Origin of the sequence: Bifidobacterium longum subsp. infantis ATCC 15697 = JCM 1222 = DSM 20088 (genome assembly GCF_000269965.1) — a bacterium.
In the GTDB taxonomy this organism is placed as follows: domain Bacteria; phylum Actinomycetota; class Actinomycetes; order Actinomycetales; family Bifidobacteriaceae; genus Bifidobacterium; species Bifidobacterium infantis.
The window spans coordinates 1049292-1067294 of the sequence record NC_017219.1 but is presented as its reverse complement, the minus strand read 5'-3'; the positions used below and the strand labels follow the sequence as shown (position 1 = coordinate 1067294).

The 18003-nt window shown below is 59.5% G+C and carries 14 protein-coding genes; 9 read left to right on the top strand and 5 right to left on the bottom strand.

The genetic code is table 11. From position 1 onward, the window contains the following. Positions 1-211: 211 nt before the first annotated feature. The 3 genes from BLIJ_RS04575 to ybaK all read left to right on the top strand — a co-directional run bounded on the left by BLIJ_RS04575 (position 212) and on the right by ybaK (position 2838). Entirely contained in the window at positions 212-937 is a 726-nt protein-coding gene (locus BLIJ_RS04575; protein ID WP_012577271.1) for a thiamine diphosphokinase, read from the top strand. Between the two features lie 239 nt (positions 938-1176). Beyond that, complete coding sequence (gap, locus tag BLIJ_RS04570; protein WP_012577270.1) at positions 1177-2235, top strand: type I glyceraldehyde-3-phosphate dehydrogenase; 1059 nt, start codon at positions 1177-1179, stop codon at positions 2233-2235. 93 nt (positions 2236-2328) lie between these two features. Further along, positions 2329-2838 (top strand): Cys-tRNA(Pro) deacylase, encoded by a 510-nt coding sequence (gene ybaK / locus BLIJ_RS04565; protein ID WP_014484731.1) that lies wholly within the window; start codon positions 2329-2331, stop codon positions 2836-2838. Between the two features lie 39 nt (positions 2839-2877). Here the strand turns inward: ybaK and BLIJ_RS04560 are convergent, their stop codons facing one another. Then, complete coding sequence (locus BLIJ_RS04560) at positions 2878-3891, bottom strand: 4-hydroxy-3-methylbut-2-enyl diphosphate reductase (protein ID WP_256756150.1); 1014 nt, start codon at positions 3889-3891, stop codon at positions 2878-2880. Between the two features lie 269 nt (positions 3892-4160). Between BLIJ_RS04560 and BLIJ_RS04555 the strand changes: the two genes are divergently transcribed. The 3 genes from BLIJ_RS04555 to BLIJ_RS15365 all read left to right on the top strand — a co-directional run bounded on the left by BLIJ_RS04555 (position 4161) and on the right by BLIJ_RS15365 (position 6379). Further along, complete coding sequence (locus tag BLIJ_RS04555) at positions 4161-5117, top strand: aldose 1-epimerase family protein (protein ID WP_012577267.1); 957 nt, start codon at positions 4161-4163, stop codon at positions 5115-5117. A 124-nt stretch (positions 5118-5241) separates the two neighbouring features. Beyond that, the gene (locus tag BLIJ_RS04550) at positions 5242-6186 is read left to right on the top strand and encodes an aldose 1-epimerase family protein (protein WP_012577266.1); all 945 of its coding nucleotides are present in this window, start codon (positions 5242-5244) and stop codon (positions 6184-6186) included. A gap of 118 nt (positions 6187-6304) precedes the next feature. Next, complete coding sequence (locus tag BLIJ_RS15365) at positions 6305-6379, top strand: 50S ribosomal protein bL37 (protein WP_003817083.1); 75 nt, start codon at positions 6305-6307, stop codon at positions 6377-6379. Between the two features lie 72 nt (positions 6380-6451). Here the strand turns inward: BLIJ_RS15365 and BLIJ_RS04545 are convergent, their stop codons facing one another. Then, complete coding sequence (locus BLIJ_RS04545; protein ID WP_007055264.1) at positions 6452-6772, bottom strand: hypothetical protein; 321 nt, start codon at positions 6770-6772, stop codon at positions 6452-6454. Continuing rightward, on the bottom strand, positions 6772-7524 hold the full coding sequence (locus BLIJ_RS04540; protein ID WP_012577265.1) for a sigma-70 family RNA polymerase sigma factor: 753 nt from the start codon (positions 7522-7524) through the stop codon (positions 6772-6774). Before BLIJ_RS04540 ends, BLIJ_RS04545 begins: the two co-directional genes overlap by 1 nt. A 174-nt stretch (positions 7525-7698) precedes the next feature. On the opposite strand from BLIJ_RS04540, the gene BLIJ_RS04535 reads away from it, so the two are divergent. Together BLIJ_RS04535 and BLIJ_RS04530 are read left to right on the top strand one after the other, a co-directional pair. Continuing rightward, positions 7699-9252, top strand: a complete 1554-nt coding sequence (locus tag BLIJ_RS04535; RefSeq protein ID WP_012577264.1) for a UDP-N-acetylmuramoyl-L-alanyl-D-glutamate--2,6-diaminopimelate ligase — start codon at positions 7699-7701, stop codon at positions 9250-9252. A gap of 121 nt (positions 9253-9373) precedes the next feature. Then, positions 9374-10369 carry a lipid II:glycine glycyltransferase FemX gene (locus BLIJ_RS04530; RefSeq protein WP_012577263.1) on the top strand — a complete coding sequence of 332 codons (996 nt, stop codon included), beginning with the start codon at positions 9374-9376 and terminating at the stop codon, positions 10367-10369. A gap of 118 nt (positions 10370-10487) precedes the next feature. Here the strand turns inward: BLIJ_RS04530 and smc are convergent, their stop codons facing one another. Then, on the bottom strand, positions 10488-14165 hold the full coding sequence (gene smc, locus BLIJ_RS04525; RefSeq protein ID WP_012577262.1) for a chromosome segregation protein SMC: 3678 nt from the start codon (positions 14163-14165) through the stop codon (positions 10488-10490). 53 nt (positions 14166-14218) lie between these two features. Beyond that, on the bottom strand, positions 14219-15808 hold the full coding sequence (locus BLIJ_RS04520) for a bifunctional folylpolyglutamate synthase/dihydrofolate synthase (protein WP_041981815.1): 1590 nt from the start codon (positions 15806-15808) through the stop codon (positions 14219-14221). 1252 nt (positions 15809-17060) lie between these two features. Between BLIJ_RS04520 and BLIJ_RS04515 the strand changes: the two genes are divergently transcribed. Then, entirely contained in the window at positions 17061-17912 is an 852-nt protein-coding gene (locus tag BLIJ_RS04515; RefSeq protein WP_049756439.1) for a hypothetical protein, read from the top strand. Positions 17913-18003: the final 91 nt, after the last annotated feature.

Sequence of the window (18003 nt, the reverse complement as noted above, 5' to 3'; positions counted from 1 at the left end):
TGCAGACACATATCAGTTCTTTGCGTCATTCCTGATTGCGCGTTGTATATCGCAATCGCTAGGCTGTTTGCCTTGAACCCGAGGCCTTGAAAGGCTTCCAGGTGGGGTTGCCCCGCTTTCTTGATTTCTCAAGCCAAATAGGAATCCTACCACACGCCCGGACATTCGCGGCCCGTGTGTCGGTGGGTGGATACCGGCTACAGTGGGCATCATGGCTCAGGTATGCGTGATTTTTGGTGCGGGCGAATACTATGCGGGCACGCCCGTGGTGCCGGCCGGCGCGTATGTGGTGGCGGCCGATGGCGGGCTCGACCATACGCGCGAGTTGGGCATCGTGCCCGATGTGGTGGTGGGCGATTTCGATTCGCTGGAGGGCCGGCCGCCTCGCACTGATGTGCGCACCATCGCGCTGCCCGCGTTGAAGGACGACCCGGACATGCTTTCCGCGCTGAAGGTCGGTTGGTCGGCGGGTTGCCGCGAATTCCATGTCTATGGCGGTTTGGGCGGCCGCATTGACCATACGATTTCCGGCATTCAACTGATGGCATTATTGGCCCGGCATGGGGCAAGCGGGTACCTGTATGGTGACGGGCTCATCGTCACGGCCATCACCGATGGCAGGCTTTCGTTCCCCGCGCATCCAGTGCCCGAGGACGGCCGTATGGTGTCGGCGTTCTCCCACTCCGATGTTTCGCTTGGCGTGAACGAACCGGGGCTGAAATACGAGCTCAAGAACGGCACGCTGACCAATACGGTGGTGCAAGGCGTCAGCAACGAGTTCCGCGACGGCGTGGACGCGGCCATCAGCGTGGAACACGGCACACTGATCGTCACTTTCCCCATCGAGGTGGCATTGCCTCAGGTGAGCCGATTTCACGAATTTGGCGGCGATATCGGCGAGCTGGACACCGCAGTGTCCAAGCTGCTGGTTCGCTGACTCGTGTATCGTGCGCTTGCTCGTGATGATTCAAGACATTCCTCCAAAGGAGAGGAAAATCACATGCCGGTTGCGGGCAATCCGAATTGTGAGCGCTCACAAAAAATACGGCATTTTTGCCCAAAACGCACGCTGAAACGTTGCCATGTGTACAGAGTCGGCATTACAGTAGCAACTGTTGGTAAACAATGGCCCGGTGTGCCAAAGCGCGCCAAGGCCACCCTACAAGGGAGAATTACATGACAGTTAAGATTGGTATCAACGGCTTCGGTCGCATTGGTCGTCTCGCCTTCCGTCGCATCTTCGAGCTGCAGGCTCGCGGCGGCCAGGCTGGTGACATTGAAGTTGCCGCCATCAACGATCTGACCACCCCGGCTACCCTGGCTTACCTGCTGAAGTACGACAGCACCCACGGCACCTTCCGTCATGACGATGGCACTCCGGTTGACGTCAAGGCCACCGAAGACTCCATCATCGTCGACGGCAAGGAATACAAGGTCTACGCCGAGAAGGACGCCAACAACATTCCGTGGGTCAAGAACGACGGTGTCGAGTACGTGCTCGAGTGCACCGGCTTCTACACCTCCGCCGAGAAGTCCCAGGCTCACATCAACGCTGGCGCCAAGAAGGTCCTGATCTCCGCCCCGGCCAAGGATGACACCACCCCGACCGTTGTGTTCGGCGTGAACCACGACATCCTCAAGGCTTCCGACGTGATCGTCTCCGCCGGCTCCTGCACCACCAACTCCATGGCCGCCATGGTCAAGCTGCTGGACGAGAAGTTCGGCATCAAGGCCGGCTTCATGACCACCATCCACGCCTACACCGGCACCCAGATGCTGCTCGATGGCCCGCGTGGCACCAAGACCGGCCGCAACCTGCGCGCCGCCGCCATCAACACCATCGCCCACTCCACCGGCGCTGCCAAGGCCATCGGCAAGGTCGTTCCGTCCGTGAACGGCAAGCTGCAGGGCCACGCCCAGCGCGTCCAGGTCCCGGACGGCTCCGTCACCGAGCTGACCACCGTGCTGAACACCGAGACCACCGCCGACGAGATCAACGAAGCCTTCAAGGCTGCCTTCTCCGACACCGAGTACTACGGCTACAACGATGAGGGCATCGTCTCCTCCGACATTCTCGGCGACACCCACGGTGGCGTGTTCGACCCGACCCAGACCGACGTCAACACCATTGACGGCGTGACCCTGGCTCGCACCGTGTCCTTCTACGACAACGAGTACGGCTTCACCTCCAACATGATCCGTACCCTGCTGTACTTCGCTGAGATCTCCGAGTGAACCACTGCGGTCTAGGCCGCTACGGTTCGTTTGAGAACTAAGCTGTGAGACCCCCGCCTTGTGCGGGGGTCTCTTCGTAGTAGAACGGTAATCATGGCAAAGAAAAGCAAGCATGATAAGGGCGTGGGTTCCACTCCGGCGACAGTCCAACTGGAGAAGGCGGGCGTGGAATTCCACGTATACGAATACGAGCACTCCAACGACCATATGGATGACGGCTACGGCGTGGAAGCGGCCACCAAGCTCGGCTTCGACGAGCATCAGGTGTTCAAAACCCTAATGGCGGACACCGGTTCGGAGCGTGTGGTAGGCGTGGTACCAGTCAGCGGACATATGGACCTGAAGGCATTGGCCGCAGCCGTAGGTGCCAAGAAGGCCTCTATGGCCGATCCCAAGGTCGCGATGCGTGAATCCGGCTATGTGGTAGGTGGCATCTCGCCGTTAGGCCAGAAGACACGTCATAAGACTGTGTTGGATGAAAGCGCCCTGCAATTCGACCAGATTCTGGTCTCCGGCGGCAAACGCGGACTGTCCGTGGGGGTGAACCCGCAGGACCTGCTGAAGGTGATGAACGCCATTGCCGCACCAATCGGCACGTGGTGACCGTTCTTGGCTTCCCTCGGTGAGGGGAGCCAAGGATGACTATTTCTTCCTACGCAACTCCGCCGGCAACACGAAGTGCATGTTTTCTTTGATGGTTTCGATGGACTTCATACCGGTGAAACCCAAGTTTTGCAGAGCGTCAATCACACCGGACACCAGTTCGTCCGGCACGGAGGCACCTGAGGAGATACCCACGGACTCCAGTCCGACGAACCACGCCGGATCAAGCTCGCTGGCATCATCCACGCGATACGCTTTGCCGCGCTTCCCCAAGCCCTCCTGCGCCACCTCCATCAGTCGCACGGAATTCGAGGAGTTGGCCGATCCGACAATCACCACGCAATCGGACTGCTGGGCCACCAGTTTGACCGCAGCCTGACGATTCGACGTGGCATAGCAGATATCCGAACTCGGCGGCTCTTGAATCCACGGGAACTTGGCCTTCAGCGCGGCAATGGTGCCGGCGGTCTCATCCACGCTCAACGTGGTCTGCGAGAGCAGCACCAACTTGGTGTCGGGCGCAAAATCCAACGAATCGACATCCGATTCATGCTCGATCAAGTGCACATGTTCGGGGTTCTCCCCCACCACGCCGACTGCTTCATCGTGGCCCTTGTGCCCGATATAGACGATTTCATACCCCTTGCGCACGAAACGCAGCACCTCACGGTGCACCTTACCCACCAGAGGGCAGGTGGCATCCACCACATGCATGCCACGACGTTCGGCTTCCGCCTTCACTACCGGAGATACGCCATGGGCGGAAAACACCACCGGAATACCCGCTTGGGCAGCAGCATCCGGAATCTCCGCCAATTCCTGGACGAACACCGCGCCTTGCCCGGCCAAGTCCTCGACCACATGCTTGTTGTGCACGATCTGCCGGCGCACATATACCGGGGGCAGCCCATCCTCGCGCGTCCGCTTTCCGGAAGCCTCCGCGGCTTTGAGAATGGTCTGTACGGTAAGAATCGCACGGTCCACACCCGCGCAGAAGCCTCGCGGATCAGCGAGCACAACGCTTTTGGTCATCGGAACCTCCTGAACGTCAATAGTGTTTTCCAGTGTAAGGCAGGGATTACAGGAATCTGCCGTCACAACTATTCCGTGTCTCCCACGAATCACCGGTTTCCAAGGAATCCACGTGCTTCTCGCATGATGGTGTGAGACTCGTCACTCCACGTATTGCTACCGTGTCTGTACGAATTGTTTATTATATGCCGGCTATCGCCAATCCCCGCCTCGATAGAGGAGACGCGCTAGACTGGAGCCAGCGATAGCAGGAGCTACCGGCTCACCAACCTCACTACGGGAGTGATTCCATGACGAGTAAAACACCACGCACCGGAAATCAGTATTCGATTCACTATGGCGATTATTCCGCCGTCATCTGCGAACTCGGTGCCAAGATTCGCCGATTCGATTATCAAGGCAAGGAAATTTTCTGCCCGTTCGGCGTCAACGACCTGACCCCCACCTGTAACGGCTATGTGCTGGCCCCGTGGCCGAATCGCATCGAAAACGGCGAATACGATTTCGATGGCAAGCATTACTGCGCGCCGGTTAACGAATATCATCCCGCACCGCGCAACAATGCGAACCACGGATACGCCTACCACTACATGTGGAAGCTTGAATCGTTGACCGATAGCGCCGTGACGCTTTCGCTGCGCTTCCCCAACCTGGACGGATACCCGTTCGATGTGACCGTGACCGTCACCTACGAACTCGGCGACAACGGCATGACCGTGACCGTCAATGCCCGCAATGATGGCGACGAGCCGGCACCGTGGGCTCTCGGCCTGCATCCGTGGCTGGCCAACGGCAAGCAGGGCGCGACTGTCGCCGAACGCGATGCCGACTCCGCCGCCTGCCACCTGCAGATTAAGGCCGACAGTCATGTGACGGTGAACGAGGCGCTGATTCCCACCGGCACCGAACCGGTTACCGGCATCTACGACCTGAACGATGGCCCGACGCTCGAAGGCCGCGCCTTTGATGATGCCTGGGTCGACGTGGAGCGTGCCGCCGATGGTACGACCACCACCACATTCACCCGCCCGGACGGTATTGAAGTGAAGCTCATTGGCGATGAGACGATCAATGCTTGGCAGTGCTACACCGCCACTGGCGCGCCGTTCTCCGAGCATCCGTATGGTATCGCCGTCGAACCGATGACCGCCCCGGCCAATGCCTTCCGCACTGGTGACCACTTGGTGACGCTCGCCCCCAACGGCGACTACACCACTGTGGTCCGCTACGAAGTAGCCCAGAAGTAGTTCCGTTACGTTGGCTCCCCGCCAGAGGGGAGCCAATTATTTATCCTTATGTGCCGCCGCGTCTTGGGACTTGTGCGATACGATTGTGAGCGGTAACAATCTGTTTCACCAAGGAGTGTGCACTATGGCTTTGAAGCCTCGCACTGGTAACCAATATGTCATCTCGGCCGGCGAATGGGGTGCCGTCGTCACCGAAATGGGTGCCAGCCTGCGCGAGCTGAAGTGGCGCGGCGAAGACCTCATCGTCCCCTTCGACCCGAACAAGGTCATCCCCTGCTGCAACGGCTGGGTGCTGGCACCGTACCCGAACCGCGTGACCAATGGTCAGTATTCTTTCGATGGCGAAGACTACCAGATGCCGATCGACGAGTTCGACCGCCAATCCTCCCTGCACGGCTACGCCTACCGCTACATGTGGGAGCTCGTTGATTTGCAGGAGTCACATGTGACGCTCTCCTGGCGCTCCCCCGACATCGCCGGCTACCCGTTTGATATCACCATCACCGCCACTTATGCACTTGACGAGAACGGTCTCACGGAAACCTTCACCGTGCACAACAACGACAGCGTGAAGGCCCCATGGGCATTTGGCATCCACCCGTGGCTGGCAAACGGCAAGCACGCCACCGGTCAGGCCATTACCGCCGACAACGAGTCCTGCCGTCTTGAGCTGCACTGCGATACCCACGTGACCGTAGACGAACACCTGCTGCCCACCGGTGAAGAGCCGGTTTCCGGCATCTTCGACCTGCGCGATAACCCCACGCTGGAGGGACGTGGCTTCGACGATGCCTGGACCGATATCACCAACCGCGGTGAAGATGGCAGCACTTCCGCCGTGTTCACCCGCCCCGACGGCATCAAGGTCACGCTGACCGGCGACAAGACCATCAACTCCTGGCAGGTGTGCACCGGCAACGAAATCGGCGAGAAGGCTCGTCAGGCCGGCGTGGCCGTCGAACCGATGACCGCCTACGCCGACGCCTTCCGCACCGGCAAGGATCTGGTTGTGCTCGAGCCGGGCGATGACTACACCACCGTGGTCACCTTCCACGCCGAACAAATCTGAAAAACCGAATAACCAAGCCTGACGATCATCGCCACATGGACACCCGTGTTGCATCACGTCGTACTTATGTGGCATAATTCCGAAGGCTTATTTTTTTACTGCAGCAAAGGAGTCCATCATGGGCATGCGCGGACGTAAGCGCAAGGATCGTCGTAAGAAGGCCGCCAACCACGGCAAGCGTCCTAACGCCTGATTCTTCGCGTTTCTTATAGAACGCTCAAGGCCCGTCTGATGATACATCAGACGGGCCTTGTTGTATATGTCGTTACTTATCTTCGCCGCAGCAGTGATCAAGCGTGGCCTTGAGCCGGGCCATCAGACATTCGGGCGCCACATCCGGGCGCAAGTAGGCACGCAACGCGGCAATCAACGCCTGTTCACGCTCGTCGCAGCAGGTACGGGGGTCAAAACAGTCGCCCTCCGTAACGATATGCACGTCTGTCTGGACCGACGCAGCGGCCGAGCCGGTATCTACTGAACGATGATGCACCGCCGTGATATGCACTTCGGTCTGGCTTACCGTGCCATCGGCCGCCGTACGGGTTATGGAGATATGGCGAGTACGCTCTACCGGCTGATCGTTCATCAGATCTCCTTTCCCGAAAGCTTGCTTGACTGTTGTGGCGTGTGGGCGTGAGTCGCATGACTATGTCTCACTACGGCTTGCGTGTCGCCATTGCTGCCAACAGTTTGTCCACTACTTTCATTATGGCCGGAATCGGCGATTCGACCAACGTTTTCGCTCAACTTCGCGGATGGTGAACCAGCCGACGAACCAGTCACGTACCCGCGCTCTTTCGCATACGAGGCGAGCTCACGCTTGAGTTGCGTGCGGGCGCGATTCAGGCGGCTCATTACCGTGCCGATTTTCACGCCCTGCTCATCGGCCACCTGCTGGTAGGACTTGCCGTCGATGGCGGCGTCGATGAACACCTGCCGGCGTTCCGGCGAGAGTTTGGCGAGCGCGGCCATGATTTCCTCGGGCGCGAAGGCGTCCAAATATTCCTCTTCAGCGGACTTGAGCCCCTCCGACGTATGTTCGGCGGCATCGTAGATGTCCCAATCGTCGTATTCGCCAGTGGAGTCGTTGGCACGCTGCGGGCGCCGCTTGGCCTTGGCATACTGGTTGAAGTAGGCATTGCGCTCGATGGTGGTCATCCACGCCTCGAAGTTGGAGCCCGGCTGGAATGAGTCGAAGGCCTTGAACCCGCGTTCGAAGGTGTCCTGGACCAGATCCTGCGCGTCATCGGGATTGTTGGTCAGCCTCATCGCCTGCCGGTACAGTGCATTGACGGCGGGCATGGCGAGCTGCTCGAATCTGGCGCGCTTGGCTGCCATGGACTCGCCCGATCCGGCCGACTGCCCGGATTGCGTAGTTGCTTCGCTTGTCGTCACGGTTCACCATTCTAATCAAATCATGTGCCCATATCGTGGTCGATGACGTGTGAGCCACAACACGCTGCACCCCACCTGTAGAATGGCGTATCGGCTAGATAATAGGGAGAAACAATTATGGCTTTGACTTTGGCTTCGGCCGCTGACCTGCTCAAGGAACACCATCTGCTGCGTGAAATCATCCAAGGGGATGTCTGGACCGACGACCCGGCCCGTATCGCTTCGACGGATGAACCGTTCGCCGGCATCACCTACGACACCCGCAAGGTCACGCCGGGCACCCTGCTGTGCTGCAAGGGCCGATTCAAGGCCGAGTATCTGAACGGCATCGACGAAGCCGGCCTGGCCGCATACGTGGCCGAAACCGAGTACTCAGCCGCAACCGCCGCCCCCGGCCTGATCGTCAACGACGCACGCAAGGCGATGAGCCTGCTGTCCGCCGCGTTCTACGGATATCCGCAGAACGAGCTCACGGTCATCGGCGTCACCGGCACCAAGGGCAAGACGACCACCTCGTACTTCACGCAGGCGCTTATCAACGCCGTCTCCGGTGGCAAGGCCGCATTGTTCTCCTCGGTCGATAATTGCCTTGACGGCCACACCTACGTCGAGTCCGATCTGACCACGCCCGAATCGATGGACGCCTTCCGCATGATGCGCGAGGCGGCCGATAACGGCATGGAGTATCTGGTGATGGAGGTCTCCTCCCAGGCGTACAAGGTGGACCGCGTCTATGGCCTGACTTTCGATGTGGCCGCGTTCCTCAACATCTCCCCCGACCACATCAGTCCGATCGAACACCCCACGTTCGAGGATTACCTGTATTGCAAGCGCCAGATCATCGCCAACGCGAAGTCGCTGGTACTCGGCGCGGACAGTCTGCACGCCGATCTGTTGCGGGAGGACGCGGCGGCAGCCGGCATCGGCGCAACCACCTTCGCCCTGCATGACGCGGATAATGCCGGCACCAGTGCGGACGTCGTCGCCTGGCCCGCCGACACGGCGCACGCCTCCTTCCACATCGCCGACGGAGATCAGACCCTTGGCGACTACCATCTGTCCATCGATGGCGACTTCAACTACCTCAATGCGGCGGCGGCCATCGCCATCGCCCATGCGGCTGGCGTATCGCTCGATGACGCCGGCGCACTGCACGCCATCGAATCCGTACGTATCGCCGGCCGTATGGAACAGTTCCGCGATCCGCAGTCGAACACGCTCGCCATCGTCGATTATGCGCACAACTACGCATCCGTCACCGCGCTGCTTGACTTCGTCTACGAGCGTTGGGGCGAGGAAAACCCGCGTATCACGCTGGTGACCGGATCGGCCGGCAACAAGGCCTACGATCGTCGTAAGGAAATCGTCGAGGCTGCCGAGAACCGTATCGCGAACTTCATTTTCACCGCCGAAGATACGGACACCGAGCCGTTCATCGACATCTGCATGGAAATGCAAGGCTACATCACGAACAAGGATGTGGCCTCCACGGTGATTTCCGACCGTCCGACGGCCATCACCAACGCCATTTACGATGCCCGTGCGCACGCCGACCGATTCAACATCCTGCTGATTATCGGCAAGGGCAACGAGCGTTGGATCAAGGACCATCACAAGCATGTGCCGTTCGACGGCGACGATCACGTCGTCGAACGCATGTTTGGCTTGTGACGGGATTCCGGCCAATCAGATCCTGATCGGATCCCGATTGGCCCACATCAGATCACGCGCAATACGACCAAACCAGAAACACGACATACGGATACGAACGAAAAAGGATAGCTGAATCGTAATGATCACGTTGGAGAAAGTTGACGGAGCCACACTGGAAGCCGAAGCCGAGAAGGCCGGCATCACGTTGCCTATCGAACAGACCAAGGTTTGGTCTGGTTTTCAGGCGGATATCGACGGACGCACACCATGGGGCGATTATCTGATCAAGCGTGATGGTGAATTGGTCGCCGTGATCTCCTTTATCGATTTTGAGACGCACGGTTATCATTATCTGCGCTCGATGCATGGGCCGGCGTGGGTCGCCAAGCCCACCGAGGCTGAGGAGCGCGAGGTCGTCGACGCCATCATGGACACCGTCAAGAAGGCCGACAAGAACATCGCGTTCCTGCGTATCGACACCTGGTTCGCCGATGGTACGGAGAAGGTGCTCTCCACAGTGCCGTACGACCAGACCGTGATCATCGACGTCACCGGTGGCGATGATGAGATTCTGGCTCGGATGAAGCGTCGTGGACGCCGTGACGTGCGCAAGTCTCTGCGCGAGTGCCCGGCCGAGGTTGCCGATGAGACGGATAAGGCGCTGGCCGATTTCTCCGAATATTACGATGTGATGGTCGAGACCGGCCAGCGCGATGGATTCACGCCTGCTCCGATGAGCGACTATTCCGATATGATCGGCGCGTTGGGTGCCGACCATTGCCGTGTGTTCGCCGCACGTATTGAAGACCGTGTGGTGGCATGGTCGATTGTCACCGTGAACGGCACACATGCGGTGCGCTACTATGCCGGCATGCGCAACGAGGTTATGCGTCTGCATGTGACCGACAAGCTGCTGTATTCCGAATGCTGCATCCTAGGCTCGCAGGGTATTACTGAATACGATCTCATGGGCATTGGCTCCGACTTCGCGCCGTCTCTCAAGGGCCTTAACGAGTTCAAGTGCAAGTTCACCGAGGAAATCACCCCGGTGGCCCCCGCCCGCGACGTACCCATCAAGAAGGTCTTCTACAAGACGCTGCAGACTGTACAGGGCGTGCGCAAGGCATTGCGCTAATACCGCCCCGCTCCCGCTGGCGGGAGCTGTCGAACGAAGCGAGACTGAGGGCGGTCTTTCGATATGGACCGCCCTCTGTCACCTGTGGTACCAGTTCCTGCCAGCGGGAACCATTCGTTTATCGTTCGAGTTTTTGACTCACCACGGCTGTTACGCCATCGGCTCTCATGGTTACGCCGTAAAGCGCGTCGGCAATCGACATGGTGCGTTGCTGGTGCGTAATGATGATGAGCTGCGCATGGGCGCGTAGCTCATTGAACGCATTAATCAAACGGGTCAGGTTCACGTCGTCCAACGCGGCCTCGACCTCGTCCATCACATAGAATGGGCTGGGGCGGGCGGTGAAAATCGCGAACAGCAGCGCCAGCGCGGTCAGCGAACGTTCGCCGCCGGACAGGAGGCTCAGCTGTTTGACGCGCTTGCCGGCCGGGCTGGCCTCGACCAGTACGCCGGTGGTGAGCATGTCTTCCGGGTTTTCCAGGCGCAGTCGTCCGGTGCCGCCTGGGAACAGCGTGGCGAACATCTGCTCGAACGCCTCGGCGGTATCGTCGAACGCGGATTTGAACACCTGGACCATCGTGGAATCGAGATCCTTGATGAGCTGCATCAAATCGTCACGTGATTTGACCACATCGTTGCGCTGATCATTGAGATACTTGTTCCGCTCCTCAAGCGCTTCGAATTCCTCGGTGGCCAAAGGGTTGATCTTACCGAGTGCGGCCAGATCGCGGCGAGCCTTATCGAGACGCTTCTTCTGCTCCTGACGGTTATACGGCACGGTCTTAAAGAGGGCGGAATCGCCGTTGGTGCCGGCCTCTCCCCCGGTTTCTCCCTCTTCGGTCCCAGCCTCAGCTTCCGTCTCATCCAACGGCACAGGGTTGCCCTCATCATCCAGCACGGGCACCGGCTGTTCGGGGCCGTAACCACTAACCAATTCCTCCAAAGTGAGACCGAGTTCGTCGGACACTTTTTGCATGAGCTGCCCGGATTCGGCGGCCAACCGTTCGCGGTTTACATCCAAGGCATGTTCGCGCCCGGTCAGATCGGTGACCTTGGGCTCGATCTGGTTGCGCTGCGCGCGCAGGGCCTTGAGTTCCTCGTCATGGCTGGAGGCGGCGGCCTGCAGCTCGTCTCGTTTGGCGGCCACGTCATGCAGCGTATGTTCCACCATGGCGGCCACTGCTCGCGCGTCATCGGCCACGCCTTGCAGGTGTGAGGCCTGCTCGCGTCTGCGATCGTTCAACGCCTCGATGCGGGCGCGGCGTTCAGCGGCTTCTCTGGCGTTGTCCCGCAGCAGCCCGGCCTGCCGGCTCAGTGACTCCCCTTGGCGGCTTGCTTCGGTCCACGCGATTTTCGCGGCGACCTCATGCTCGCGAGTCAGGTTCAGTTCGCGCTCCAGCGTGCGTTCACGTTCATCAAGTTCGTCGAAATCGGCATGTTCCGCTGTGGATTGCTGGGCCGATGCCAAAGCGCGATTGAGATCGTCGAGCCTGAGCTGATGCTCGTTGCGATTCTCTTGGGTCTCGGTGATTTTCCTATCCAGCTGCTCGAGCTGACGGGTGAACGATGCGACGCGGTCTGTGGCGGATTTCAGAGATTTCTCCGCCTGTTGGGCTTTGAGCCGGGCTTCGGTGCGTTTGGCGGATTCCTGGTCGACGAGTCGGGCCGCTTCATCGCGTTTGGCTTTGGCCTCGGCCACTTGCTCAGCCATTCCGCCGTCTTGGGCGGCCAACTGTTTGACCTGTGCCAATGCTTTGTCTCGACGGGCGGCCAGAGACAGGTCCGATTGAGAGATGGAAGAGCCGCCGACCGCCGCCACGCCGTGTGTGAAGGTCTCGCCGTTCTTGGTGACGGCCCGCATGGCTTCGCCGGATGCCACGATGTGCTGTGCTTCGTCGGCGGTGCCGGCCATGGCTACATCAGCCAGCAGGAGACGCACGGTGTGCACGACAGCTTCGGCCTGCGCCTGGTTCTCGGCATCCGGGTTCGCGGTGACGAATGCTGCCAGCGCGTTGCCCGATTGCGGGGCGGCCGCCGTGTTCTCGGCGCTACTCTCCTCCGACTCCGTGCCTGGCTCTGTGACGGGATCGCCGGCAATGCTCGCGGTCAGCACCACGGCTTTGCCGAGCTTATCTTCCCGAGCGCGTTCGAGGGCGTGCAACATGTTGCCTGCCTCGGGTACCACGATGGCGCTGGCATACTGGTCGAGCGCGTGGGCCACAGCTTCTTCCCAGCCTTCGGCCACATGGATGAAGTCGGTGAGTCGGCCAAGCGAGGCCACGTCCGTGTCGCGTTCCAATGATCCGGAGGCATTGCGGCTGCCTAGCGTGTCGGCAAGCGCATCGGCCTTGGATTTGAGCGAGATGATCTTGGACTGTATCTCGCGCTGCTTATCGGCGAGTTCGTTCAGTCGTTCGCGGCATTCGGCGAGCGTTGCACGCGCGGCGTCCAATGCGGCACCGTCATCGTCGGCAATGGAGTCTGCTTCGCTGCGCAATGCGTCCAGCTGTTGCTGGGCATCGTCGCGCTGGGAAGTCAGCAAGTCGCGTTGGGAGGCATAATCCTTGGCGCGGCTGGTCGCCAGTTGCACGGCGGATTCCTCACGGGCGATGAGTTCGCGCAGTCGGGCGATTTGTGCATCGCGCTCCTGTGCGGTTTTGCGCAGTTCTGTCAAGGTCTGGCGGACTGAGGCAAGCTTCTTCTCGTCGTCGGCGCGTTCCTCGGTGGCCTTGTCAAGTGCGATGCGCGCATCGGCCACGGCCTTGGTTTGTGCCGCGGCCTGAGACTCCAGTTCCTCGGCTCGTTTGACGAGTATGCCGGGATCCTCACCGAAGTTGGTGACGATCTGGCCGGTGAGTGACCGGCTACGCTCTTCGGCCAACTGGGCGAGCGCGTTCAGTCGTTCACGGGTCTGCGAGAATTCATGCCAGTATTGGTTGGCCTTGGCGATGGCCGGACTGGATTCAGAGCTCAACGCCTCGACCTGTTCGATGCGTACTTTGACGTGGGCGAGTTCACGTTGGGCGACGGCCAGCTGGTTGCGCACATCGCCAAGCTCTTGACGTACCGTGTCGCGGCGGCTCATCGAGCGTTGGGCGTCTTCGGCATACAGGCGTGCTTGGGCGTCGCGTACGGATATCTGAATCGCGTCGGCGCGCCGGGAGATGCGTGCCTGGCGTCCGAGGGGGCCGAGCTGGCGGTGAATCTCCCCCAGCAAATCGTCAAGTCGACTCAGGTTCGTTTCGGTATTGGCCAACTTGCGCAACGCGCGTTCCTTGCGCTTGCGGTGCTTCAGGATGCCGGCGGCCTCTTCGATGAACGCGCGGTGGCCGGACGGGTCGGCCTTCAGAATCGCATCCAATCGTCCCTGACCCACAATCACGTGCATCTGCTGGCCAAGACCGGTATCGGAGAGGAGTTCCTGAATGTCGAGCAGACGGCATTGCGAGCCGTTGATCGCGTATTCGGAGCCTCCGTTGCGGAAGATGGTGCGGGATATGGTGACTTCCGTGTAATCGATATCGAGCGTGTGATCGGAATTATCGATGGTCAGGCTCACCTGTGCACGGCCCAATGGCGGGCGGGAGGACGTGCCCGCGAAAATCACGTCCTCCATCGAAGTGCCGCGCAGGTTTTTGGCGCCCTGCTCACCCATCACCCAGGTCAGGGCGTCGACGATGTTCGACTTGCCCGAACCGTTGGGGCCGACGACCGCCGTGATGCCGGGCTCGAAGCGCAACGTGGTGGCGGAGGCGAAGGATTTGAATCCGCGGAGGGTGAGTTCCTTGAGATACATGGCGTGAGATTGTTTTCCGTGTGTCCGGGTATCCGATATGCCTTGGATTCGGGTTACCGGGCGTCGGCGGAATCGTCGGTGCCTGTGTCGGCACTGGCCGTGCCGGTGCCGGCGTTACCGGCGTCACTGGCCTGTTCCTTACCGAGGCCGAGGACGTCGAATACGTCGAAGTCGTCCGGGCTTACCGAATCCTCGAGGTTGTCGGCGGCCTCATCCTCGGCCTTGTCTGCCGGCCGATCCGAATCGTCCGGGTCGACCGCCGGCTGATGGACGGCCATGGCCTGCCTCATCGTGGGGCTGGCGTGTTCCTCAAGCATCAGGCGTGCGTCGCCGGCGGTGACGAAGCTGCCGCAGATAAGCACGCCGTGGCCGTAGCCCACGCCCAGCTCGTCTTCGGCATCGACCATGTTGACGGCAGTCTGAATCGCGTCGGGCAGGTTCGCTTCCTTGATCACACGGTCACGGCCGAACACGTCCACGGCAATCTTCTCAAGTTCATCGGCCGGCATCACACGCTCGCGCCACGAGTTCTCGGTGACCACCACGGAGCTCAGGATCGGCTCCAGAACACCCAGATATTCCTCGACCTGCTTGTCGCGCATCATGGCGACCACACCGACCAGCTGCTTGAAGTCGTAGCTTTCCTCGATGGCCTTGCGTAGGGCTTCGGCGGCATTCACGTTGTGTCCGCCATCCAGAATGATGGTCGGCGAGGTGCGGATCTGTTCGATGCGGCCGGGAATCTTGACCGAGCTCAACGCCTCGGCCACCAAGTCGCCGTCCAGCGGGCCATTGACCGGAATCACCACTTCGGCGGCGACGAGCGCGGCAAGTGCGTTATGGGCCTGATGCTCGCCGAACTTGGCGATCGGCACGCCCTCGTAAGTGCCGTTGGGCGTGGTCAGGGTGGCGACTTGTCCGCCGACTGCAGCCATGCGGTCGGACACGGTCATTTCGTAACCGTCGCGCACGAGCGTGGCGTGGTTGCGTTCGGCGGCTTCGGTGAGAATCGGCATGACGGCTTCCTCATGCGGCTGCGGGCCGATGATGGCGGTGCAGTTCGGCTTGATGATGCCGGCCTTCTCGGTGGCGATCTGTTCGACGGTGTCGCCCAGCCACTGCATGTGGTCCATGTCCACCGGACCGATGATGGCCGCATCCGCGTTGAGCACGTTGGTGGCGTCCCACAGGCCTCCCATGCCGACCTCGACGATGGCCACGTCCACGGGCGTGTCGGCGAACTTCCAGATGGCCATGGCGGTGAGCACCTCGAAGAAGCTCATCTTCGGCTTGCCTTGCTCCTCCATCTTGGCGTCCACCAGGGCCACGAGATCCTTGGTCTGGTCCCAGATGTCGATGAAATCGTCGTCGGACAGCTGCTGGCCGTTGATGGCGATACGCTCGTTGATCTTCTCCAGATGCGGCGAAGTGTACAGGCCGGTGCGCATACCGTAGGCGCGGCAGATGGCCTCGGCCATGCGTGCGGTGGAGCCTTTGCCGTTGGTGCCGGTGATATGAATCACGCGGAACGACTGCTCCGGGTGGCCCAGGATGTCGAGCATCAGGTTCATCCGGTCGAGATCCAGATTGGTGGTGTTATGCTCCGGCGGGCGGCTCATGATGTCCAGTTCGACGTCCCGCATGCTCTCATTGTTCCGATTCGGATGCTCGAATGACATATTCTCTTCTAACCTCTGCTCGTGTTGCTGTTGCACCGTTCGGAGTGCGTATGCCACTTACGTGTTCGCGCCATTCTCGTCATGTCTACGCATGCCCGCATATATTCCGCTTCCGCATGCGCAGGAAGCTCCCCTCGCACAGGTTTGCCCTGCATGGTTCGGGATTCTTGCCTTCACGCGTGGAGTCACACTCCTCAATTCCCTCTATCCTAGCCGCCGGGGTGGTTTATCGTGCGCGCACAGTGAAACCGCCTCATATGTCGCCGCCGCGCGGGCGGCCTTTTCCTGCAGCGCGCACAGTGAAGCCGTCTCATATAGTTGCAATGCGGCTCTTGCCGTCGGCATCCCATTCTTAGTCGGCTGCAATCCAAAACTTGTATGTCCGGCGACGCTGATGCTATTCAGCGTCGGTACAGTGCCAGCTTCTGGCGGTACACCGACGCTATGATGCTCTTGCGAGTCGGTAGCTGGCCAAAACCTGGATTAATCCCGACTCCATCGCCTCTCAGTGTCGCCTCCTCGCCAAGGCATGCCATTCTGCCGTCGCTGAGAAATTTCAACATCGTCAATCGACCATGTCTTGCCCCGGAAACGACTCTCACAAACGTCCGCTACATCATCTTTTGAACTCGCAGAGGCTCATTCACTGTTATGACTGCTCTCACCGTCGGCAGCCGTCCAAGCCCTGGATCTATGTCGCCAATAAATCGCAGCGAATCGTCGGCCACGATACAACCATTGGACTCACGCCGACGCTAGATTCCACACTCAGACAGAAGCCAGCCAATATCTGAATCAGCACCGACGGCGTACAAAGCATAAGCACTGTTAACCGTCAATTCGCCGCCCTCTACCAGCTACATCCGCCTTCGCCGATGATATCTTGTTCGAATCCCCAAAGCACGTTGTTCGAATGACATTACTGATGGTGGATAAGTTTTGTATGTTATCCACTATTCCGAATTAGTGGCCTAATACCTTGAAATTATCGGGAATGTCTCACTCCAAGACAGCCAAGCTCCGAGGCTAGAACCACAATGGCTGAAATTCATACTTACGCTGCTTCGTTCCGGCTACGCTCGACGTCATGAAGACACACAAAGCAGTGGCCTCGCTCATATCAGCCGCGCAGAATGAGCTGAGATGCGTCTATTCAAGAAATGAAGCGGAACAGACCGCTCTACGCCGCCGTGCCCAGAGTGGTGAGTTGTTGAAAGTGTATGACGGCATTCCCAGTCTTTATGCAAATACCGCATACTGGGATGGTTTGACGCCGCCGGAGCGAACGTTGCATATGGCCCGCGCTCTTGCGCAAGAGCATCCTCAGTGGGTTTTTGGCGGCTTGGTGGCAGTAAGTGCCTATGGATTCGAACATCAATGGCATTTGCATGATGGCTGCATAACCATCGTGACTTCCGATCATGGATCTCGTCAATGCCATCAGCGCTTACGACATGTCTATATGCCCGATATGAACAATCCGAAGACACATCACGAGGCCTCCGGCCTATCCCTGATATCACCGGCTAGAACCTTGGTCGAGGCCGCTATAGACCTTGATTTTCGGTTTGCGTTGCCGATCTTTGACTCGGCCCTTGCCAAGGGAATAACCAAGGAAGGGATAGCCGCCGACTGCGTTCAATGGAGAATCGATTATGCCCGAGTATTCCGCCTGCTGCGCTATGCAAACGAAAGGAGCGAGAATGGTGGAGAATCCCTCGCGCGAGGCACCATCATCGAAGATCGCTTCCTCACGCCGCGTATTCAGGTAACGGTGACCGACCCACAGACGAATACCGAGCACCGCGTTGATTTCGTATGGAAGCTCGATGACGGGCGCGTGATAGTGGCCGAATACGACGGCACACAAAAATACGTGGACCCAGCCATGACCGATAACCGCAGCATTCAGGAGGTGGTGGCCAAGGAACGCGCACGCGACGAAGGACTGAAACGAGCCGGTGCCACCGAAATCGTCCATTTCACATACGTCGACGTCATCGAACGCACTCCGCTGCGGGTAAAACTGATCAAAGCCGGGGTGCCTCAGGTGGAGACCTCCGCATAGCAGTGAGTCCCGCGACGCGATAAACCTTCATCGCATGGGTTCACATGGATTCAGCCCGCAAAATATGTCAATATCAATCGACAAGCTCCAG

Excerpts from the sequence above, each read along its gene's own strand:
- BLIJ_RS04545 (WP_007055264.1), bottom strand. The coding sequence starts at position 6,772 with ATGAACGATCAGCCGGTAGAGCGTACTCGCCATATCTCCATAACCCGT.
- smc (WP_012577262.1), bottom strand. The coding sequence starts at position 14,165 with ATGTATCTCAAGGAACTCACCCTCCGCGGATTCAAATCCTTCGCCTCC.
- BLIJ_RS04540 (WP_012577265.1), bottom strand. The coding sequence starts at position 7,524 with ATGGCAGCCAAGCGCGCCAGATTCGAGCAGCTCGCCATGCCCGCCGTC.
- BLIJ_RS04575 (WP_012577271.1), top strand. The coding sequence starts at position 212 with ATGGCTCAGGTATGCGTGATTTTTGGTGCGGGCGAATACTATGCGGGC.
- BLIJ_RS04520 (WP_041981815.1), bottom strand. The coding sequence starts at position 15,808 with ATGCGGGACGTCGAACTGGACATCATGAGCCGCCCGCCGGAGCATAAC.
- ybaK (WP_014484731.1), top strand. The coding sequence starts at position 2,329 with ATGGCAAAGAAAAGCAAGCATGATAAGGGCGTGGGTTCCACTCCGGCG.
- BLIJ_RS04550 (WP_012577266.1), top strand. The coding sequence starts at position 5,242 with ATGGCTTTGAAGCCTCGCACTGGTAACCAATATGTCATCTCGGCCGGC.
- gap (WP_012577270.1), top strand. The coding sequence starts at position 1,177 with ATGACAGTTAAGATTGGTATCAACGGCTTCGGTCGCATTGGTCGTCTC.
- BLIJ_RS04530 (WP_012577263.1), top strand. The coding sequence starts at position 9,374 with ATGATCACGTTGGAGAAAGTTGACGGAGCCACACTGGAAGCCGAAGCC.
- BLIJ_RS04535 (WP_012577264.1), top strand. The coding sequence starts at position 7,699 with ATGGCTTTGACTTTGGCTTCGGCCGCTGACCTGCTCAAGGAACACCAT.
- BLIJ_RS04555 (WP_012577267.1), top strand. The coding sequence starts at position 4,161 with ATGACGAGTAAAACACCACGCACCGGAAATCAGTATTCGATTCACTAT.